The sequence below is a fragment of the Streptomyces eurocidicus genome (assembly GCF_002891295.1).
Taxonomy (GTDB): domain Bacteria; phylum Actinomycetota; class Actinomycetes; order Streptomycetales; family Streptomycetaceae; genus Streptomyces; species Streptomyces eurocidicus.
Window position 1 is genome coordinate 32967 of the sequence record NZ_LGUI01000006.1, and the last position, 20528, is coordinate 53494.

3 protein-coding genes (1 of these 3 only partly in view) are annotated in these 20528 nt (G+C 75.1%); all 3 read right to left on the reverse strand.

Translation table 11 applies throughout. The features are described from left to right. Tightly spaced (each overlapping or abutting the next), the 3 genes in view from AF335_RS35805 to AF335_RS19590 form a layout consistent with a single transcriptional unit that may run on beyond the window. Positions 1-18268, reverse strand: the 5' portion of a protein-coding gene (locus AF335_RS35805; protein ID WP_267470715.1) for an SDR family NAD(P)-dependent oxidoreductase. It extends 2357 nt beyond the left edge of the window; 18268 of the gene's 20625 nt are visible here — the first part of the coding sequence; the start codon lies at positions 18266-18268; its stop codon lies beyond the left edge, outside the window. After that, on the reverse strand, positions 18265-20256 hold the full coding sequence (asnB, locus tag AF335_RS19585; RefSeq protein ID WP_102919731.1) for an asparagine synthase (glutamine-hydrolyzing): 1992 nt from the start codon (positions 20254-20256) through the stop codon (positions 18265-18267). Before asnB ends, AF335_RS35805 begins: the two co-directional genes overlap by 4 nt. After that, complete coding sequence (locus AF335_RS19590) at positions 20244-20525, reverse strand: acyl carrier protein (RefSeq protein ID WP_102919732.1); 282 nt, start codon at positions 20523-20525, stop codon at positions 20244-20246. The genes asnB and AF335_RS19590 overlap by 13 nt, the downstream gene beginning before the upstream one ends. Positions 20526-20528 lie beyond the last annotated feature (3 nt).

The window sequence follows — 20528 nt, forward strand, 5'->3', positions numbered from 1 at the left end:
TCCCGCCCTCCGTGACGGTGTGCGTCCCGGCGTTCTCGCGGAGCTCCGGAGCGGGCGCGGGGACGCGTACCGGCTCCGGCGCCGGAGGCCCGGCGACGGGCGGTGCCGTCGTCGCGGCCGCCGCGCGGGAGTGGTTCGGCGTCGCGCCGCCGCGCGGCTCCTCGGCCGTCCCGGCCGCCGGGCGGGACGTACGGCCCGCGGCCTTCTGCCGGGCGATGCCGTCGCTCCGGGCGGCGATGATCTGCTGGCCGAGGTCACGCGCCTCGGGGAGGACCATGACGACCGACGGGAAGCCCTCGCCCTCCAGCACCTCGCGCCAGGTGCCGGGCGACAGCGCGGGTGAGCCGGGGACGCGCAGCGAGGTGTCCTCGGAGAGCCACCAGCCCTCCAGCAGCCCGAAGGTGAGGTGTCCGAAGAGGTCGAACCCGGAGAGCTCGTTGAGCAGGAGCCATCCCCCGTCCCGGAGGGCCGCCTTCGCGTTGCGGAGGGTGTTCCGGATGTCGCGGGTGGCGTGCAGGACGTTGGCGGCGATGACGAGGTCATAGCTGCCGGGGTCGATCCCCTGGCCTTCGAGGGGCCGTTCGGCGTCCAGCCGGGTGCACGTGAGGTACGGCACGTCGGCCCCGTACGAGGCACGCGCGTCGTTGAGGAACGCCTGCGACAGGTCGGTGAAGGTGTACGTCTCGATGTGCTCGCGGTAGGGGCGCAGCGCGGCGAACATCCCGGCGCTCGTCCCGCCGGTGCCGGCGCCGATCTCCAGGACCCGCAGCCGCGCGCCGGGGTCCTGGTCCAGCCGCTCGGTCACGATCGCCACGGCGGCGTCGCACATGGCGCGGTTGTAGGTGTCCGCCACCCGGTCGTTCCGGTAGCAGCCCTCGACGAGTCCGGCGGAGCCGCGCGGGAACATCACGTCCGTGGGCCGGACCGTGCCGGTGAGGATGCCGGGCAGGGCGCGGAGCATGGTGTCGACGAGCTCCTGCCGGGCCTTCCCGTCGGGTCCGGCCGACCAGGCCGCGCGACGGCCGTCCCACTCGCGGGTGACCTCGTCGAGGGAGGGGGCCGAGGCGGGCACGGCGCGGAGCGAGTGCTCCAGCCAGGACGTGTACCGCTCGTGGATGCCGGCGCGCTCGCGCAGGGCCGTGACATCGGTGTGCGCGTCGCCGGGGCCGGGGGTGGCGCCGAGGGCGTCGAGGTGGGCGCGGAGCAGCCGGGCGAGGAGCGGGTCCCACTCCTCGGCGCGCCACTCGGCGACCGCGCGGAGGGCCTTCCGCTCGGCGGGGTCGAGGGGGCGGGCCGTGACCACGCCGGGCTCGACCGGGGACGTGTCGCGCGGGTACACGGTCGTGCGGGTGGCCGGGTCGACGGCTTCCAGCACGCCGGGCCTCGCCGTCCTGACGAAGGTCAGCTGGTCCTGCGGGCCGCCGAGGAGGGTGTCGAGGGCCGCCATGGCCTCCGGGGGCTCGATCGAGAGGAGTCCCGACCGGGTCATGCGCTCCTGGTGGAACGCGGAGGTGGCCGTGCCGGCGCTCCCCCACCAGCCCCAGTTCATCACCTTGGCGGGGAAGGGCGCGCGCCGGGACAGGAAGTGGGCGTAGGAGTCGCCGAAGGCGCAGCCCGCCGCGTAGTTCCCCTGGCCCGCGACGGGTGCGAACGACTGGATCGAGGAGAAGAACAGGGCGAAGTCGAGTGCCTCGTCGGCGAAGACCCGGGCCATGGCGACGGTCGCGTCGACCTTCGCCGCGAGGCTCGCGCGGAGCCGGGCCTCGTCCATGCCGGCCAGCAGCTCCGCGTCCATGGGAGCGAGCGCCGCCTGGACGACTCCGTGGATCCGCCCGTGGCGGGCGGTGATCTCGGCGCGGGCGCGGCGGAGGGCGGCGGGGTCGGTGGCGTCGGCGGAGAGGTAGCTCACCTCGCCGCGGACCGCGCGCAGTTTGGCGTCGATGGCGGCATCCCGGGCGCGGCGGCCGAGCCATACGACCTTGGCGCCGTACTCCTCGACGACGTGCCGGGTCCATGCCGTGCCGAGGCCGCCCGCGCCGCCGACGACGACGTAGACGCCGCCCTCGCGGTACGGGGCCGCGGGCCGGGGACCGGCCTCGCGGGGGGCGAGCCGGCGGGCGAGCCACTGGCCCGTGCGCCGGACCCAGGTGTCGCCGCCCGAGTGGGCGGGGAGGGCGGTGAGGTCCGTGGGCCAGTCGGTGCCGTCGAGGTCGACGCGCCGGACGGTCCAGCCGGTGTGCTCGCGGCCGAGCGAGCCGAACAGGCCGTGGAGACCCGCGTGGGTGGGCCGGATGTCCTCGTACGCGTGGGTCGCGAGGGCGCGGTGGGTCACCAGGGTGATGCCCAGGGGGCGGGTGTCGTGCCCGGTGCGCACCAGGGCCTTGATCATGCGGAAGGCGGCGATGACGCCGTCCTCCTGGGCGGCGACGAAGCCGGCGGCGTCGTCCGGTGCGAGCTCCGTGCCGGGGGCGAGCCACAGGAGGTGGTCGATCGGGCCGGCGGCCTCGACGGCGCGGGCGACCTCGTCGGCCGGGGCACCGGGGGCGAGGCGCCAGTGCTCGGCGAACGGGTAGGAGACGGTGAGCGCGGCGCGCTGCTCGGCGGTGCCCCCGACGACGAGGACCCGCTGCCTGCGGCACGGTACGGCGACCCCGAACGTCCCGGGGGGCACGGCGTCCCAGACGGGCGAGTGGAGCGCGGGTACGGGCTCGGCCTCGCGGCCGGTACCGGTGAGGGGGCGTGTCTCCTCGGCGGTGGGCGCCGTCGTGTCGGTCGGCGCGCCGGGCTCGCCCTGTACGGGAGACGTCGCGGATACGAGGGGGTGGGACGGGGCGGGAGGGGTGATGTGCTCGGCGGCGCGCGCGGCGGCCGGGGGCGTGGGCGCGGCCCAGTGCCTCTCGCGGGCGAACGGGTAGGTGGGCAGCGGTACGCGCAGGTGGGCGCCGGCCGGGAACAGCCGCTCGTAGTCGAGCGCGGTGCCCCGGACATAGAGCCCGGCGAGGGTGCCGAGGTCCGTACGGTAGGTGTGGTCGGTGCCGCTCGGCGAGGCGCAGCGGCGCAGGCACTCCTCGCCCCGGTCCCGGTCGGCGGCGCTTCCCGTGCTCTTCCTCCGGGAGGTCACGGCCTCGCCGGTGAACGCCCGCGGGCCGTCCGGCCCTTCATCGAGGATGCTCAGGAGCTCGGCGCGGTCGGCGGCGACGCACGCGAAGCGGTGGGCGAAGCGCTCCCTGCCGACGAGGAGCGTCCAGGCGGCGTCGCCGGTGTCCAGGGCGGTCTCGCGGCGGCAGTGCTCGGCGAGGTCGGCGACCTGCCGGACGAGCTGCTCACGGGAGCGGGCGGAGAGGACGACGAGGTGGGCGGGGCGCGGCGCGGGGACGCGGGGCGTGGCCGGGGCCTCTTCGAGGACGAGGTGGGCGTTGGTGCCGCTGGCGCCGAAGGAGCTGACGACGCCGAGGCGCGGGCCGCCGCCGGGCGTCTCCCAGGGGTGGGTGCGGGTGCTGAGGTAGAAGGGGCTGCCGTCGAGGGGGACGGCCTCGTTCGCCGTCTCGAAGTGGAGCGAGGCGGGTACGAGTCGGTGCCGCATGGCGAGGAGGACCTTGAACACGCCGGTGACGCCGGCCGCGAACTGGGTGTGGCCGAGGTTGGTCTTGACCGAGCCGACGGCGCAGTAGCCGGTCCTGTCGGTGTCCGCGCGGAACGCCCGGGTGAGCGCCCGGAACTCGATGGGGTCGCCGAGCCTGGTGCCGGTGCCGTGCGCCTCGACGAGCCCGATCCGTTCGACGTCGACGTCGAACGACTCGTAGACGTCGCGGAGCAGGCGCTCCTGTGACACGGAGCTGGGCGCCGTGATCCCGTTGGTCGCGCCGTCGTGGTTGACGCCGGACCCGCGGATCACGCCGTGGACGTGGTCCCCGTCGGCGAGGGCGTCGGACAGCCGCTTGAGGACGAGGACGCCGACCGCCTCACCGGGTACGAACCCGTCGGCGCGGTGGTCGAAGGTGTGACAGCGGCCGGTCGGCGACAGCATTCCGGCGCGCCCGGCGAGCTCGTACAGCCTCGGGGTGGTCTGGACGAAGACGCCGCCCGCGAGGGCCATGCCGGTCTCGCCCGACCAGAGGTCCTTGCAGGCGAGGTCGATGGCGACGAGCGAGCTCGAACAGGAGGTGTCGACCGCGATCGCGGGGCCCTTGAGGTCGAGGAAGTAGGCGACGCGGCCGGGGACGAAGGAGGCCGTGTTGCCCCAGAACGCCTGGGCGGGCGCGTCCTCCCCGACGACCTCCTGGTAGTCGCCGTCCCAGCAGCCGGTGTAGACGCCGACGCGGCGGTCGCCCGTCCGGCCCGCGTATCCGGCGTCCTCCAGGGCCTTCCACGACTCCTCCAGGAGGAGTCGCTGCTGCGGGTCCATGACGGCGGCCTCGACGCCGGAGATGTTGAAGAACATCGGGTCGAAGGTGTCGATGCGGTCGAGGAACCCGCCGCGTGTGCAGCGGTCCGACGCGTCGTCACCGCCCTGGAGGTCCCAGCGGGTCGCCTCGGTGACGAGTTCGTCGCCGTCGGCGAGGTGCCGCCACAGCTCGTCGAGCGAGTTCGCGCCCGCGAACCGGCCGCTCATCCCGACGATCGCGATCGGTTCCCGCACTGCGCCGGACGGCGGGCGGGTGGTGTCGCGCGGCCGCTCCACGGCGGGCGCGGCGGTAGCGGCGGGCCGGGCGGCCGGAAGGGCGATGCGGTCGGCGTGCTCCGCGAGCAGGTGCGCGGTGAGCCGGTCGGCCGAGCTGTGGTCGAAGAGGACGCTGGTCGGAAGGGTCAGCGAGAGCGCTTCGTTGAGCTCGTGGACGATGCGGACGGCGAGGATGGAGTCGACGCCGTAGTCGGCGAAGGCGAGTGCGCCGTCGATGCCGTCCTCGTCCATGGCGAGCGCGGCCGCGATCTTCTCGCGGACGACCCGGGGGACGTAGGAGTCGAGCGGGGCGCGGTCGCCGGGCGTCACCGGGGTACCGGGCCGGGGGTGCGGGGCCGGGGGCTCCGTCGGCTCGGCGGGCTCCGTAGGCTCGGCGGACCCCGTCGACGCGGCGGGCTCCGTCATCGTGGTCGCCGAGGCCGTGCCGGGGGCCCGGTGAGGGTGGTTCCCGTCCGCCGGCTCCAGGTCGCCGATCCAGAACCGGTCGCGGGCGAAGGGGTACGTCGGCAGGGAGATCCGCCGGGCGACGGGGCCGCCGAGGGCGCGCCAGTCGAGGTCCACGCCGCCGGCCCACAGGGCGGCGAGCTTGTCGAGCTTCCCGGCGGCGGCCCAGCGCGCGACGAGGAGCTCCCGGAGGTCGGCGTCGGCGGCGAGGGCGCCGTGGGCGCCGCCGGCCGTGCCGAGGTGGAGGCCCGGCACCGGCTCGCCCGTGCCGAGGTACGCGCGCAGCACGCGGCGCAGTTCGGCCGTCGAAACCACGACGACGGCGAGGCGCTCCTTCATGGCCTCGCGGCCGGTCCGGAGGGTGTGCGCGAGGTCGGCCGGGCGGACGGTCCGGCCCAGGCCCTCCTCGTGGTCGAGGAAGTCCGCCAGACGGGCGGCGGCGGCGCGGAGCCGCTCGGGCGTCCGCGCGGAGAGGACGACGACGTGCTCGGTGCCGTCGGCCGCCGTGCCCCGGTCGTCGGCGGCGTCCTCGTACTCCTCGTACTCCTCCAGGATCACGTGCGCGTTCGAGCCGCCCGCGCCGAACGACGAGACCGCCGCGACGCGCGGGCCGCGCTCCGGCCGCCAGGGGGCGAGTTCGCGCTGGACGAAGAACGGCGTCCGGTCGAGGTCGATGTGGGGGTTCGGCTCCTCGGCGTGCAGGCTCGGCACGAGCCGGCCGTGGCTCAGTTGCAGGACGGCCTTGGTGAGACCGGCGACGCCGGCCGCGGCCTCCAGGTGGCCGATGGCGGACTTCACGGACCCGATCGCGCAGAACCCCTTGTCGTCCGTGTCCTGTTCGAACGCGGTCGTGAGGCCCTTCACCTCGATCGGGTCGCCCAGCTCCGTGCCGGTGCCGTGCGCCTCCACATAGCTCACGTCGCGGGCCGAGACGCCCGCGCGGTCCAGGGCGTCGCGGACCAGCTCCGCCTGGGCGCCCGGGTTCGGGACGGTGTACCCGTGGGTCCGCCCGCCGTGGTTGACGCTCGTCCCCCGGATCACCGCGAGCACCCGGTCGCCGTCGGCGAGGGCGCGGGAGAGGGGCTTCAGCAGGACACAGCCGACGCCCTCGCCGGGGACGAAGCCGTCACCGCCGGCGCCGAGGCTCCGGCAGCGCCCGTCCGACGACAGCATCGTGGAGCGGCACAGTTCGATGTAGTCGAGCGGGTGCGTGTAGAGGTTGACGCCGCCGGCGAGGGCGACCTCGCAGGAGCCCCGGTGGAGGTTCTCGCACGCCTCGTGGATCGCGGTGAGCGACGCCGAGCACATGGTGTCGACCGTCAGGCTGGGGCCGCGCAGGTCGAGGACGTACGAGGTGCGCGCGCTGACCGACGCGAAGGACAGGCCGGGCACGACCGTTCCGCCCGAGGGCAGCCGTCCGGCGCCGTGCCGGGCGTGGCCCGACTTGGTGACGCCCGCGAAGACGCCGACCCGCCGGCCGTGGCGGCGCGCGAGCTCCTCACGGGTGTAGCCCGCGTCCTCCAGCACCTCCCAGGACGCCTGGAGGAACAGCCGCTCCTGGGGGTCCATCGCATAGGCGTCACGCGGTGCGATCTTGAAGAAGAGGGGGTCGAAGGCAGCGAAGTCCTCGACGAAACCGCCCCACTTGCTGTAGCTGCGGCCGGTCGCGACGGCCTTCTCGCGGTCCGGCTCGAAGAAGCCCTCCAGCGGCCAGCGGTCGGCCGGGATCTCGCCGACGAGGTCCCGCCCGGCCTTGAGGTTCTCCCAGAACTCGGCGACGTTCCCGGCGCCCGGGTAGCGGCCGCTCATCCCGATGACGGCGATCGGCTCACGCGCGGCGGGCGGTACCGGCGCGGCGGCGACGGTACCGCGGGCCGTCGAGGGCCGCCGGTCCACCGGCTCGGCGGGGCGCCCGGACGGTACGGTGCCGCCGTCCGCGCGCGGGGGCCTCGGCGCGTGCTCCGCCGCGAGGTGCTCGGCCACCGCGCGCAGCGTCGGCCGTTCGTAGAAGAGGGTCTTCGAGACGTCGCCGTACACGGCGGAGAGCTCCTTGTTCAACTGCACCACCATGATCGAGTCGAGTCCCAGGGCGCCCAGCGGCTCGTCGGCGCCGACGGTGCCGGGGGCGGACCTGGTGACGCGGGCGAAGAGGTCCACGAGGAGGCGGAGGGCGTCGCGTACGGCGGCTGCCGTCGCCGCCGTGCCGTTCGTCGTCCGGTCCGTCTCCCCGGCCTCGCCGTCGTCGGCGGCCCGGGCCGGAGCCGGTTCCCCGCCGGGCACCCGCGCCGTGTCGCCGTGGTGCACCCACACCCGGTCGGCACCGAGCCGCCACGCGTCCAGGAGGGCCGCGACGCCGTCGGCCGACTCCATGGGAACCAGGCCCCGGTCGCGCCGGAGGGCGGCGCGCGCGGCGTCGTCGACGGCCATCCCGCCGTCCTTCCACAGCGGCCAGGCCACGGACAGCGTCCGCCCGGACCGCTCCCCCGCCGCGACGCGCGCGGTGCGCAGCGCGGCGAACTCGTCGAGGAACGCGTTCGCGGTGGCGTACGCCCCCTGGCCGCGGTTGCCGGTGACGGCGGCGCCGGACGAGAAGGTCAGGAAGAACTCCAGCGGCGCCGCCTCGGTGGCCCGGTCGAGGTGGACCGTGCCGGCGACCTTCGGCGCGAGGACCTCGGTCCACTCCTCCGGGGTCTGCCGCGCCAGCGCGGCGTCGTGGATCACTCCGGCGGAGTGCACGATGCCGTGGATCCCGCCCGCGTCCTCGCGGATCCGTGCGACCAGGTGGCGGGCCTCCTCCCAGCGGGAGACGTCCGCCCGCTCGTAGCGGGCCTCGGCGCCCATGGCCCGCAGCTCGCCGAGGAGCGCGTCGACGCGCCCGTCCCGTGGCCGCCGTCCGGCGAGGACGAGGACCGGCCGGGCGACGTCGCGGGCGATCCGCCGCGCGAGGACGGCGCCGACGCCGCCCGCCCCGCCGGTGATCAGATAGACGCCGCCCGCGCGCCACGGGGCGTCCGCCGCGCCCCCGGGGGACGGCGCCGGGGTCCAGTCGCGTACGGAGCGCTCGCCGTCGCGGTAGCGGACGACGGTGTCCTCGTGGGCACCCGGCGCGTTCTCCGCGACGAGCGCGGCGACGGCTTCGCCCGTGGGGGTGCCGTCGACGCCGATCGACTGCCCGGTGATCCGGGGGTGTTCCAGGGTCAGGGTGCGCAGGAGACCGGCGAGGGCCGTGCCGACGGCGTCGTCGCCGTCGGCCGGCGTGACGACCTGGACGAGCGTCGTGCCGTCGCGCTCCTCGGCGACGAGGCCGCGTACGGCCTCGAAGACCTGCCGTGAGACGTCCGTGAAACGGTTGTCGAGGCGCCGCGCCGTGGTGGTGACGGTGACGCAGCCGACGCCGGGGACGCTCCGCTCGACGTCCGGGCGCGCCTGGGCGAGGGCGCCGCAGAGGATCACGACGCGGTGGGTGTACGGACGTTCGCCCGTGCGGTGCGCGGCGGTGGGCTTCGGCGTCCAGGCGGGGACGAGGAGCACGGTGCCGGTGGCGGGCGGCGTGGCCGCGTCGGTGATGGCCGACACCTCGGCGGGCGGCGTGGGCACGCCGTCGCGACCGTGGACGGGGCGCGGGCCGGACAGGTCAAGGGCGAGAAGGACTCCCGGCCCGGCGGGCACACCCCCGGCAGGCACACCCCCGGCAGGCACACCCCCGGCAGGCACACCCCCGGCGGCTCCCGGCGCGAGCGCCGTGCCGCCGGTCTCCCGGGGCTCCGGGATCCAGTGGCGCTCGTACGCGAACGGGTACACCGGCAGGTGCGCCCGCTTCGGCGGGCGGGTCCCGTGGAGGGCGCGCCAGTCGACGGCCTCGCCTTCGGTCCAGCGGGTCAGGAGCGACGTGAGGTCGCCGCCCGCCGTGGCACCGGGCCGCGCGTCCGGCGCGGGGACCCGCGCGGTGGGGCCCCCGTCGTGGGCGGCCCGGCCCCGCGCGCCGCCCGGCGCGCGGCCGTCCCCGGCGAGGAACTCTCGCAACCTGGCGGCGAGTTCGCCGCGCGAGGCGACCACCCAGCCGACGCGTTCGGCCATGGGCACGCGCCCGGTCTGGAGGGTCCACGCGATCGAGTGGAGCCCGGCGGGCCCGTCCGTCTTCTCCAGGTACGCGAGGAGGTCCCCCGCGCGCTCGTGGAGCTGTCCGCTCGTGCGGGCCGACAGCGGGATCAGCGCCTCGGCGCCGGTCTCGTGGGTGGCGTCCACAGCCTCGTACTCCTTGTACCCGTCGTCGCCCTGGTGGTCCTCGTACTCCTCGACCACGACGTGGCAGTTCGCGCCGCCGAAGCCGAAGCTGCTCACGCCGGCCCGGCGCGGCGCGGGCGCGCCGTCGCGGTCGCGCGGCCGCCGCCAGGGCTCCGGCTCGCGCACGATGCGGAAGGGTCCGCCGTCGAGCTCGATGTACGGGTTGGTCTCGCGGCAGTTGAGCGTCGCGGGGAGGACGCGGTGCCGCATCGCCAGCAGCACCTTCAGCAGTCCGGCGATGCCCGCCGCCGCCTCCAGGTGGCCGATGTTCGTCTTCACCGAGCCGAGCCCGCACGTGCCCCGGCCGCGGGCTCCCAGCCGGCGGTACGCGGTGGTGAGCGCGCGCACCTCGACGGGGTCGCCGAGGGCGGTGCCGGTGCCGTGGGCCTCGACGTAGCCGACGGTGTCGGGGTCGACGGCGCCCATGGCGGCGGCGACCAGGTCGGCCTGCGCGTCGGCGCTGGGCGCGGTCAGCGAATTGGCGCGCCCGCCGTGGTTCTCGGCGCTGCCGACGAGCACGCCGAGGACGGCGTCGCCGTCCCGCTCGGCGGCGGCGAGGGGCTTCAGGACGACCGCGCCGACGCCCTCGCCCCGCACATAGCCGTCCGCGTCGCTCGCGAAGGTCTTGCACCGGCCGTCGGGGCTCAGCATCCCGGCCCGGTGCGCGCTCACGAACGTGTCGACGCTCAGGAGGAGGTTCACACCGCCGGCGATCGCGGCGTCGCAGGCGCCCGACCGGATCGCCTCCATCGCGCGGTGGACCGCGACGAGCGAGCTCGAACAGGCGGTGTCGACCGGCTCGCTCGGGCCCCGCACGTCGAGGACGTACGAGATCCGGTTGGCGAGCATGGAGTGCGCGTTGCCCGTGGAGGTGAAGGCGTCGGGCGCGATGCCGTGGGTGGTGAGCTGCGTCGCGTAGTCGTTGCCGGAGACGCCGAGGAAGACCCCGGTGTTCCTCGGCAGGGTGGCGGGGGTGTACGCGCTGTGCTCGACGGCGTTCCAGACCGTCTCCAGGGCCAGCCGGTGCTGGGGGTCCATCAGCTCGGCCTCGCGCGGGAAGATCCGGAAGAACCCCGCGTCGAACCCGTCGGCGCCGTCGAGGAGGCCCGCGCGCTTGGGGAAGTCGGCGGCCGCGACGACCTGGGCGTAGGCCGCGCCGTAGCGGTCGGCGGGGAGGTCCGTGACGGAGTCCTTCCCTTCGGCCAGGTTCGCCCAGTACGTGTCGAGGTCGGGCGCGCCGGGGAAGCGGCCCGCGGCGCCGACGACGGCGATGGGCATGGGCGCGGGCTCGGGCGCGCCGGTGGCCGGGGTAGCCGGGCGGGGCGGGGTGGCCGTCCGGGGGGCGCCGGCGGCCGGGAGCGACCGGGCGTGCGCCTCGCGGAGGGCGTCGGGGAACTCCTCCGCGAGGTGGCGGCCCAGCGCGCCGAGCGTCCGCAGGTCGAAGAAGACCGCCGGGCTCAGGGTGACCCCGAAGCGCTCGCGGACCCGCTCGGAGAAGGTGACGAGCGAGATCGAGTCGAAGCCGAAGGCGTCGAACGTCGTGCGGTCGTCCAGCTCGTCGGGGGCGAACTTCAGGATGGCGGAGGCGAGTTCGCGGAGCTCGGCGACGGCGAACGGGACGATCCCGGCGGCGGGTTCCGCCTCTTGGGCGGGCGCCGTGGCGGGACGCGGCTCCCGGAGGGGTTCGGGGCGCTCCCGAAGGTTCACGTCGGTTTCCTTCCGGGGCTGTCCGTCGTCACCGCACCGCACTCCCGCGAGCTCCCCGACGGTCCGGCCGTCGTGGTCCAGCAGCAGTACGCGGCCGTGGCGGGCGCCGGTCCCGGGTGCCGGTTCGACGAGCGCGTACGCCACGTCGGCGGGGGTTCCGGAGACCCTGACCTCGTCGATCCCGTACGGGGCGGTCCGGGACCAGTGCGGCGCGTGCGCGCGCTTGGCCACCAGCCGGAGGCCCTGGGCGACGGCGGTGAGGACGTGTGGTGCGAGGGTGAGGTGGCGTGCGCCGTGGTCCTGCCGGAGCCTCGGGGCGGTGAGGGCGAGGACCAGCCGGCCGTCGGGCAGCCAGTACGCGTCGCGGACGCCGGAGTACAGCGGGTCGTGGTCCAGACCGCCCTCGGCGAGCTCCGCGAGGAACTCGTCCCGGGTCAGGGCGCGTACGGCGTCCCGTGCCGGCGCGTCGGCCGGGAGGCACTCCGGGCGGTGCGTCCACGCGCCGCCGGGGTGGACGTCGAACTCCGCGACGACGGTGCTCGCGCCGGCCGCGTCCTCGGCGGTCACGACGCCGGAGGCCATTTCGGCGCCCGTGACGGCGAGGGAGGTGACCAGGCGGGCGGTGGCGGCCCACGGCACCGGGCGGGGCAGCCGGAGGCCGCGTACGACGGGCGCGGCGGCGAACCCGGACGCCTTGGCCGCGGCCAGGGCCAGGTCGGCGGCGAACGCCGGGGTGACGTCCGGTTCCCCGTCGTGCCGGTGGCCGTAGTCGAGGAGGTCGTCGAGGCGGACGTCGAGGACGTAGCGGAGGCCGCCGACGTCGGAGGCGTTGCGGCCGAGGAAGGGGTGGAGCTTCTCGCGGAGCGCGAGCGGCGCGGTCACGGAGGGCGCGTCCGGCTCCTCCTCCGCCCAGCAGCGCACCCGCTCGAAGGGGTAGGCGGGCAGGGGGACGCGCCGGGGCGGGCGCGGGCCGGTGAGCTCGCTCCAGTCGGTCCGCTTCCCGCTCAGCCACGCCGTGCCGAGCGCGCGGGCCGTGCCGGCGCGGGGGTCGTGGCTCGTGAGCGCGGCGTCGGTGTCGCGGTCGCCCGCGAGGAAGCGGTCGACGGCGGCGAGCGCCGCCCGCCGGTCCGCGGCGAGGAACGCCCAGCGGCGCGGCAGTTCGTTCTTGCCGACGCGGAGGGTGTGCGCGATCGACGGCAGCGCGCTCTCCGCCGCGCCGGCCAGGTGGGCGCGGAAGCGGGTGAGGCAGGTGGCGAGGGCGGCGTCGGTCATCGCCGAGAAGACGAAGAGCTGCTCGCGCCCGTCATGCTCGTGGGGCTCGTCCGGTGCGCCCCGGTACTCCTCGACGATGATGTGCGAGTTCATCCCGCCCGCGCCGATCGAGGTGAGGCCGGCGCGCCGGGGGTGTACGGTCTCGCGCCCGCCGTCCGTCGTGACGGCCGGCTTCCAGTCGGCGAGTTCGCGCTGGACGCGGAAGGGGGTGTCCGCGAAGGCGATGTCGGGGTTGAGTTCGTCGCTGTGCAGGGACGGGGCGAGCTTGCCCGCGCGGAGCTGGAGGACCACCTTCGCGAAGCCGATCATGCCGGCGGCCGCCAGGAGGTGGCCCGCGTTCGACTTGACCGAGCCGAGGGCGCAGAACCCGGTGTCCCGGGTGTGCTTACCGAAGGCGGTGGTCAGCGCCTTGACCTCGATCGGGTCGCCGAGCGAGGTGCCCGAGCCGTGGCCCTCGACGTAGCTGATCGTCCGGGCGTCGACCCCGGCGTCGTCCAGCGCCTTCTCGACGGCGCGCGCCTGCATGTGCGGGTTGGGGACGGTGAAGCCGTTGCGCACGCCCGCGTTGCTGAGCGCGGTGCCCTTGATGACGGCGTGGATGTGGTCGCCGTCGCGCTCGGCGTCGACGAGCGGCTTGAGGACGACGGCGCCGACGCCTTCTCCGAGGATCGTCCCGTCGGCGCCGAGGCCGAAGCTGCGGATGACGTCGGAGGTCGCCGTGGTGAAGTGCTCCTGCGAGGAGGTGATGAGGTTGTACGGGTGCAGGAGGAGGTTGACGCCGCCGGCGACGGCCATCCGGCACTCGCCCGCCCGCAGCATCTGCACGGCCTGGTGGATACAGGTCGAGGACGCCGAGCACATGGTGTCCAGGAAGATCGACGGTCCGGTGAGCCCGTAGAAGTAGGACAGCATGTTGGGGAGCGTCCCCGTGTAGCTGCCGGTGGCCGGGGACCCCCGGGTCAGGCTGTTCTGGAAGCCGTAGAGGTTGTAGTGGTTGCTCATCGTCCCGGCGAGGACGGCCACGTCGCCCTGGTACTGCCGCTGGATGGTCTCCCGCGAGTAGCCCGCGTCCTCCAGCGCCTCGACCCCGGCCTGGAGGAACAGGCGCACCTCGGGCGACATCCGCTCCGCCTCGCGCTTGGAGACGCGGAAGTAGCGGGGGTCGAACATGTCGATGTCGCGCAGGAACGTCCCGGTGCGGATGGCGCTCCTGCCGGGGACGGAGCGGTCGGGGCTGTACACGGCGTCGTGGTCCCAGCGGTCGCGCGGGACCTCCTCGAAGGTGTGGCGGCCCTCTTCGAGGAGCGACCAGAGTTCGTCGAGGGTCCCGGCTCCGGGGTACCGGCCGGAGATGCCGATGACGGCGATGTCGTGACGGTCGTCGCGCGCCGCCGTGGGGGCCGTGGCGGGAACGGGTGCCGGTGCGGGTGCCGGTGCGGGTGCCGGCGCGGGCGTGACCGGCGCGGGCGTGACCGGCGCGGGGGTCTCCCGGGCGGCGGGGGACGTGCCCAGGACGGTTTCCAGCCGCTCGCGGTGCGTTTCCACGAAGTGGCCCGCGACTCCCTCGATGTTCACGTACTCGAAGAAGAGGGTCTTCGAGAGCGGTCCGAAGCGCTCTTCGAGGCGGGCGGTCATCTCCAGGATGCTGAGGGAGTCGATCCCGTACTCGATGAGGTTGACCGTCGCGTCCATGGTGGCGGGGTCGCGGTGGATGACCTCGCCGAGGAGCTCCTTGAGGAGGTCCTCGGCGCGCTCCTGGAGCGCGTCGGCGTCCGGGGCGGCCGCCCCGGCGGGGGCGGCGGCGACGGGTCGCGGGGACGGGCCCGCCGGCAGGTGCGCGAGGGTCGCGCCGGCTCCGTAGGCGACGACGACGTGTTCCGGCGCGTCGCCCAGGACGCGCCCGAGGACCCGGAGGCCCTCCTCCGTGGGGAGGGGTTCCCAGCCGCGCCGCGCGCGCATCGACTCGCGCGTCACGTCGTCGACGGTCATCCCGCCGTCCGCCCACAGCGGCCAGCTCACGGCGGCCGTCCGGCCCGTGCGTTCCCCGGCGTCGACGAGGGCCTGCCGGTGGTGCGCGAAGGCGTCGAGGAAGGCGTTCGCCGCCGCGTAGTCCGCCTGGCCGGGGTTGCCGTAGACGCCCGCGACGGAGGAGAAGACGACGAAGAAGTCGAGCGCGAGGGCGCGCGTCGCCGCGTCGAGGTGGAGGACGCCGCGCACCTTGGGCTCCAGCACGGCGGGGACGTCGGACGCCTCCTTGCGGAGCAGGTAGGCGTCGCGGAGGATCCCCGCGGCGTGGACGATGCCGTCGAGCGACCCGTGCTCGCGGACGATGGCGCGGACGGCGCGCGCGACGTCGTCGGCGCTGCCCGTGTCGGCGGGGAGGTGGTGGGCGTCGACGCCGGCGGCCCGCAGCGCGGCGAGGGCCTCCTCGCTCGCGGGGCCGGGGGCCGAGCGCCCGCTGAGGACGACGGTCACGCCGGGGCACCGGGCGAAGTAGCGGGCGACGTGCCGGCCGAGACCGCCGAGACCGCCGGTCACCCAGTACACGCCGCCTTCCTTCAGCGGCGGGACCTCGGGGCCCGTCCCGAGCGCGATGCCGGCGGGGCGCCACGCCCGGCGCGTGCCGTCGGCCGTGTGCCGGATCTCGGTGTCGGGCTCCGGGTCGGCGCCCTCGGCGCGGAGGATGTCCGCGATCCGCCCGGCGGCCATGGTGTCGAGGCCGGCGACGCGGACGACGCGCCCCGAGACCAGGGGGTTCTCCAGGGCCACGGTGGCGAGGAGGCCGGTGAGCGGTGCGTGGAAGTGCCGGGGCACACGGTCGTCGACGAGGACGACGAAGCGGTGCGGCGCCCTCGGGCGGGCCGCCAGGACCTGCTGGACGCGGTCGAGGACGAGGCCGAGCACGGTGTCGACGCCGTCGGCGACGTGCCCGGGCGTGATGTCGGGGAGGCGCGTGAGCGTCAGGCCGGGGGCGCCCGCGAGCTCGGGGGTCAGGGCCGCGGCCTTCCCGGTGAGGAGGGCGTGCACCGTCTCCGGGCCGGTCTCCGCCACTCCGGGCGCGGCGGGCGCGTCCGTCCACCGGCAGGTGGCCGTGACGACGTGCGGTCCGGCGGCAGCCTGGGGCTCCGTCCTCGGCGCGCCGGTCCGCTGGACCAGGCCGCGCAGCCGTACGCCGACGACGCCGTCCGCGTCGCAGAGGTCGATGTCGAACGCGGCGGCCGCGCCGCCGCCCGGCCGCCGGCGGACCCAGGCCCAGGTCACCGCCGCGCACGGGCGGTGGATGTCGATCCGCTCCAGCGCGAACGGCATGGCGGGTCCGGCCGGGGCTCCGTCGCGCGCCAGGAGGACGACGGATGCCTGGAAGGCGGCGTCCAGCACGTTCGGGGGCAGGACGCAGCCCTCGTCCGGGCCGGTCCCGGGGGCATTCGCCCGGATACGGGCGAGCAGCTGCTCCTCGCCCAGGAGGATCTCGCTCAGGCCGCGCATCGCGGGCCCGTAGTCGAGGCCCTGGGCCCGGAAGGCGGCGTAGGCGTCCTCGGGGGCGTGGGGGGTGCGGCAGGCGGCGCGGAGCGCGCCGAGGTCGAGGGTCTCCGGCTCCTCGGGCGGGAGGAGCGCGGCGGTGCCGCGGCCGTGGACCACGGCCGTCGTGGCGTCGCCGGGGGTGGTGGTCACCTCGAACGCGAGCTCTCCGGCCGTCCCTTCGGCCCCGGCCCGGGGGGTCAGGCCGACGTGGACGTCCAGCGGCGCGGCACCGGCGACGAGCGGGCGCGGCCAGACGACCTCGTCGATACGGATCGCCGGGCACGTGCCGGCCGGGGCGCCCGTGGCGTCGGCGACCGCCGCGCGGGCCATCTCCAGGTAGGCGACGGCGGGCAGGACGCGGGCGCCGCCCACCCGGTGCGCCGCGAGGAACGGCTCGTCGCCGGTGAAGGTGGAGGTGTAGCGCTGTCCGGCCAGGCCGGAGGTGTTGCGGTGGAGGAGCGGGTGGAGGGCGGCCGGGCCGGGCGCGGGGGCTGTGTCCGGGGCCTTGAACCAGTGTCGCTCGCGGGCGAAGGGGTACGCGGGGAGGCGGACGCGGCGGGGCCGCGCGGCCCCGGCGGCGGTGTGCGGCTCCGGCAGGTCCTCCGTCCCGCCGCGTGCCCAGCGCCCGGCCGTCTCCAGGAGTGCGGAGGCGCCCCCGGCCCGTACGGTCGCGCCGGGGTGCGCTTCGGCCCCGGCGGCCGCGCCGGCCAGGAACGCTTCGAGCAGCTCGGTGAGTTCGGGCACGGAGGCGACGACGAACGCGACGCGGGCGGGCATCGGCTCGCGGCCGGCCCGCAGGGTGTACGCGATGTCGGCGAGGTCCTGGGGCGGCCGGAGCGCCTCGGCGGCGTCGCCGGGCTCCGGCGGGCGGAGGTGGGCGAGGAGGCCCTCGGCCACGGCGCGCAGCCGGTCCGGGGTCTTCGCCGAGAGGGGGACGAGGTGCGGGCCCATGTCGGCGGCGGGCCGCCGCGGGGCTCCGGCGGGGGCCTCCTCCAGCACGACGTGGGCGTTGGTGCCGCCGAAGCCGAAGGAGCTGACGCCGGCGCGGCGCGGCGCGGGCAGCCCGTCGGCCCCGGTGGGCGGCTCGGCCCAGGGCTGGGTGTCGCGGACGATGTGGAAGGGGCTGCCGTCGAGCTTGATGAGCTTGTTGCGGACCTCGAAGTTGACGGTCGCGGGGAGCCGCCGGCCGGCGAGGGCGCCGATCACCTTGGCCATCCCGGCGACGCCGGCGGCCCCTTCGAGGTGCCCGATGTTGGTCTTGACCGAGCCGATCCCGCAGGACTCCGGCTCCGGGCGGGTGCCCTGCGCCTCGTGGAGCGCGTGGAAGGCACGCTTGAGCGCGATGATCTCGATCGGGTCACCGACCGGTGTGCCGGGGCCGTGCGCCTCGACGTACGTCACGGTCTCCGGCCGGATGCCGGCCCGGGTGTAGAGCCCTTCGATCAGGCTCGCCTGCGCGGCCGGGTTGGTGACCGTCAGCGAGCTGGTCCGGCCGCCGTGGTTGGTCGCGACGCCCTTGATGACGGCGTGCACCGGGTCGCGGTCCGCGAGCGCCCGCGCGAGGGGCTTCAGGAGCAGCACCGCGCCGCCCTCACCGCGTACGTAGCCGTCGGCGCCCTGGTCGAAGGCGCGGCACTCGCCGGTGCGGGAGAGCATGCTCGCCTGGCTGAACGCGACGAAGTGCTTGGGCGACCAGCAGAGGTTCACCCCGCCGGCCAGGGCCACGGAGCAGTCGCCGTTGCGCAGGGCGGAGACGGCCTCGTAGACGGACACCAGCGAGCTGGAGCAGGCGGTGTCGTTGGTGATGCTGGGGCCTTGGAGGTCGAGGAAGTACGAGACCCGGTTGGAGATGATCGAGTAGGCCGTGCCGGTGGGGAAATAGGCGTCGGTCGGCGCCTTCTCGCGCTCCATCAGCTCGGCGTAGTCGGCGTGGCAGACGCCCATGAAGACGCCCGTCCGGGTGCCCGCGAACGCGCTCGGGCGGTATCCGGCGTCCTCGATGGCCCGCCAGGCCAGTTCGAGGGCGAACCGCTGCTGCGGGTCCATGGTCTCCGCCTCGCGGGGGGAGATCTGGAAGAAGGAGGCGTCGAAGCGGTCGGCGCCCTCGACGAAGCCGCCCCAGACGCTGTTCGTCTTCTCGGCACCGCGCCGGGGGTCGCCGAAGTACCGCTCCTTCGACCAGCGTTCGGCCGGCACCTCGGAGATGAGCGAACGGCCGGCGACGAGGTGCCGCCAGAGCTCCTCCAGGGTGTCCGCGCCGGGCAGGCGCAGGGCGAGTCCGATGATCGCGATGTCGCCGGTGCCCTCCGCGTCGTGCTCCGGGTGTTCCGGGTTCTCCGGAGCTGTGTTCGTGCTCATCGCATTCCTCCGACGCGCGGCAAGGCCCGCCGATTGTCGACGACCGTCCGTATCTTGAGATCGGCTTCCGGTACGGCGTCCGGCCATCCGGTGTCCCGCACGAACCGCCGGTCGAGGACCGCGGTGGAGAGCAGGTAGACGAACGCCTGGTCCTCCTTGGTGCTGATCTCGTCGGCGGGGGTGGTCATGACCTTCGCCACGAGCTTTTGGGCGAAGACGGGGTCGACCCAGTCGAGCTTTCCGAGCTCGGTGCCGGAGAGCACCAGTTCCAGGTAGTCGGGCCGGTGGTCCTTGAACACGGCGCTGCCGGGGGCGCGGTAGGGCTGTTTCCGGCGGGCCAGGCTGGAGGCGGGCAGCTCGCCGCGGAACGCCTTCTTGAGGATGGCCTTCTCCTCGGACCCGTCGTCGAAGCGGAGGTTCACGGAGGCGGCGGCCCGGACCACGGCGGGGTCGAGGAACGGGCAGCGGTTCTCGACGCCGTGCGCCAGGCCCATGCGCTCGCCCTGGGTGGAGAGGAGGTAGCCGGCGAGGAGCGTCTTGTACTCGAGCCACTGTGCCTTCTGGACGGCGCTCAGCCCGGCGTAGCCGGGCGCGGCGCGCACCATCTCCAGGGCGTCGGCGAAGGGGTCGACGCCGCGGTCCTTGAGCAGGCGGGCGGCGAACCGGCCGTTCTGGTAGCGGAGTTCGTGGGAGAAGAGGCCGGGGAGGCGTTCTTCGGAGAACTGCTGGAAGAGGCCCGCCATGTGCTTTTGGTGCGCGGGCCCGAAGTGGGCGAGCTCGGGGTGGAGGCGCGCGAGGCCCGCCTTCCGCTCCTCGCCGGACAGCTCGTGCCAGGAGGCGCGCAGCATCGTCTCGCGGAACAGCGAGTAGCCGAGGAACGCCTCGTCGGCGCCCTCGCCGCTCAGGACGGTCTTGACGCCGGAGTCGCGCACATGGCGGGACAGCAGGTACATGGGGACGAACGCGGTGCGGAAGGAGGGGACCTCGGCGTGGTGGACGGCGGCGGGGAAGTGCTCCGCGATGTCGGCGCCGGACACGGTGACGGACGAGTGCCGGGTGCCCAGGTGCGAGGCCACGACCCGCTGGCTGCCGGACTCGTCGAACTCCGCGTTCTCGAAGGCGACCGAGAACGTCCGCACCTCGCCCCGGGAGAGGTCCGTCGCCAGCTTGGTGACGACGGACGAGTCGAGGCCGCCGCTCAGGTAGACGCCGACCTCGACGTCGCTGCGCAGGCGCAGCTCGACGCTCGCGCGCAGCGTCTCGCGGACGAACGCGGCGGCGTCCTCCTCGGAGCCCTCGAAGGGCGGGGCGTCGACGGCGAGTTCCTCGTACGTGCGCAGGGTGCGGCGGCCGTCCCGGACGGTGAGGACGCCGCCCATGGGGAGCTGCCGGACGCCCTCGAAGGGGGTGCGGTCGGGCAGCGGCGTCCACACGGCGAAGACCGAGGCGAGCTCGCGCGGGTCGAGCGTGAAGCGGAAGCCGGGGAAGGCGCGGAACGCCTTCATCTCCGACGCGAAGAGGAGGCCGCCGTCGTGCTCGGTGTAGAAGAGGGGGCGCTTGCCGTAGCGGTCGCGGGCCAGGACGAGCTCGCCGCTGACCGCGTCCCTGATCGCGAAGGCGAAGGCGCCGTTGAAGCGCGTGAGGCACCCGGCACCCCACTGGAGCCACGCCTGCAGGACGACCTCGGTGTCGCAGTGCGTGCGGAACGGCCGGCCCAGGGCCCGCAGCTCCTCGCGCAGTTCGACGTGGTTGTACAGCTCGCCGTTGAAGGAGATCCAGTGGCGTCCGGTGGGGTCGGACATCGGCTGCGACCCGGACGCGAGGTCGACGATCGCGAGGCGGACCGTGCCCATCGCGAAGCCGTCGTCGAGGTAGTAGCCCGTCTCGTCCGGGCCCCGGTGCCGGATGAGCGACAGCATCGAGGTGACGACGCCGGGCATGGCGTCGGGGTGCAGCGACGGCGCGAGGAAGCCGGCTATCCCGCACATGAGGCGTCCCCCCGCCCCGCGGCCCCGCCGGAGAGCTTCCGGGCCACGAAGGCGTCGATCGCGTCGAGGGAGACGAAGACGTCGGTGAGGATCTCCTCGTCCGTGACGGCGATCGAGAACTCCTCCTCCAGGAAACCCATCAGCTGGATGTAGCCGAAGGAGTCCATGACCCCGGCCTTGAAGAGGTCGCTGCCGTCCGTCACCTCGCCGCCGAATTCCACGAGGAAGCGGTCCTCGATGAACTGCCGGATCCTGTCTGTTCTGTCCATGTC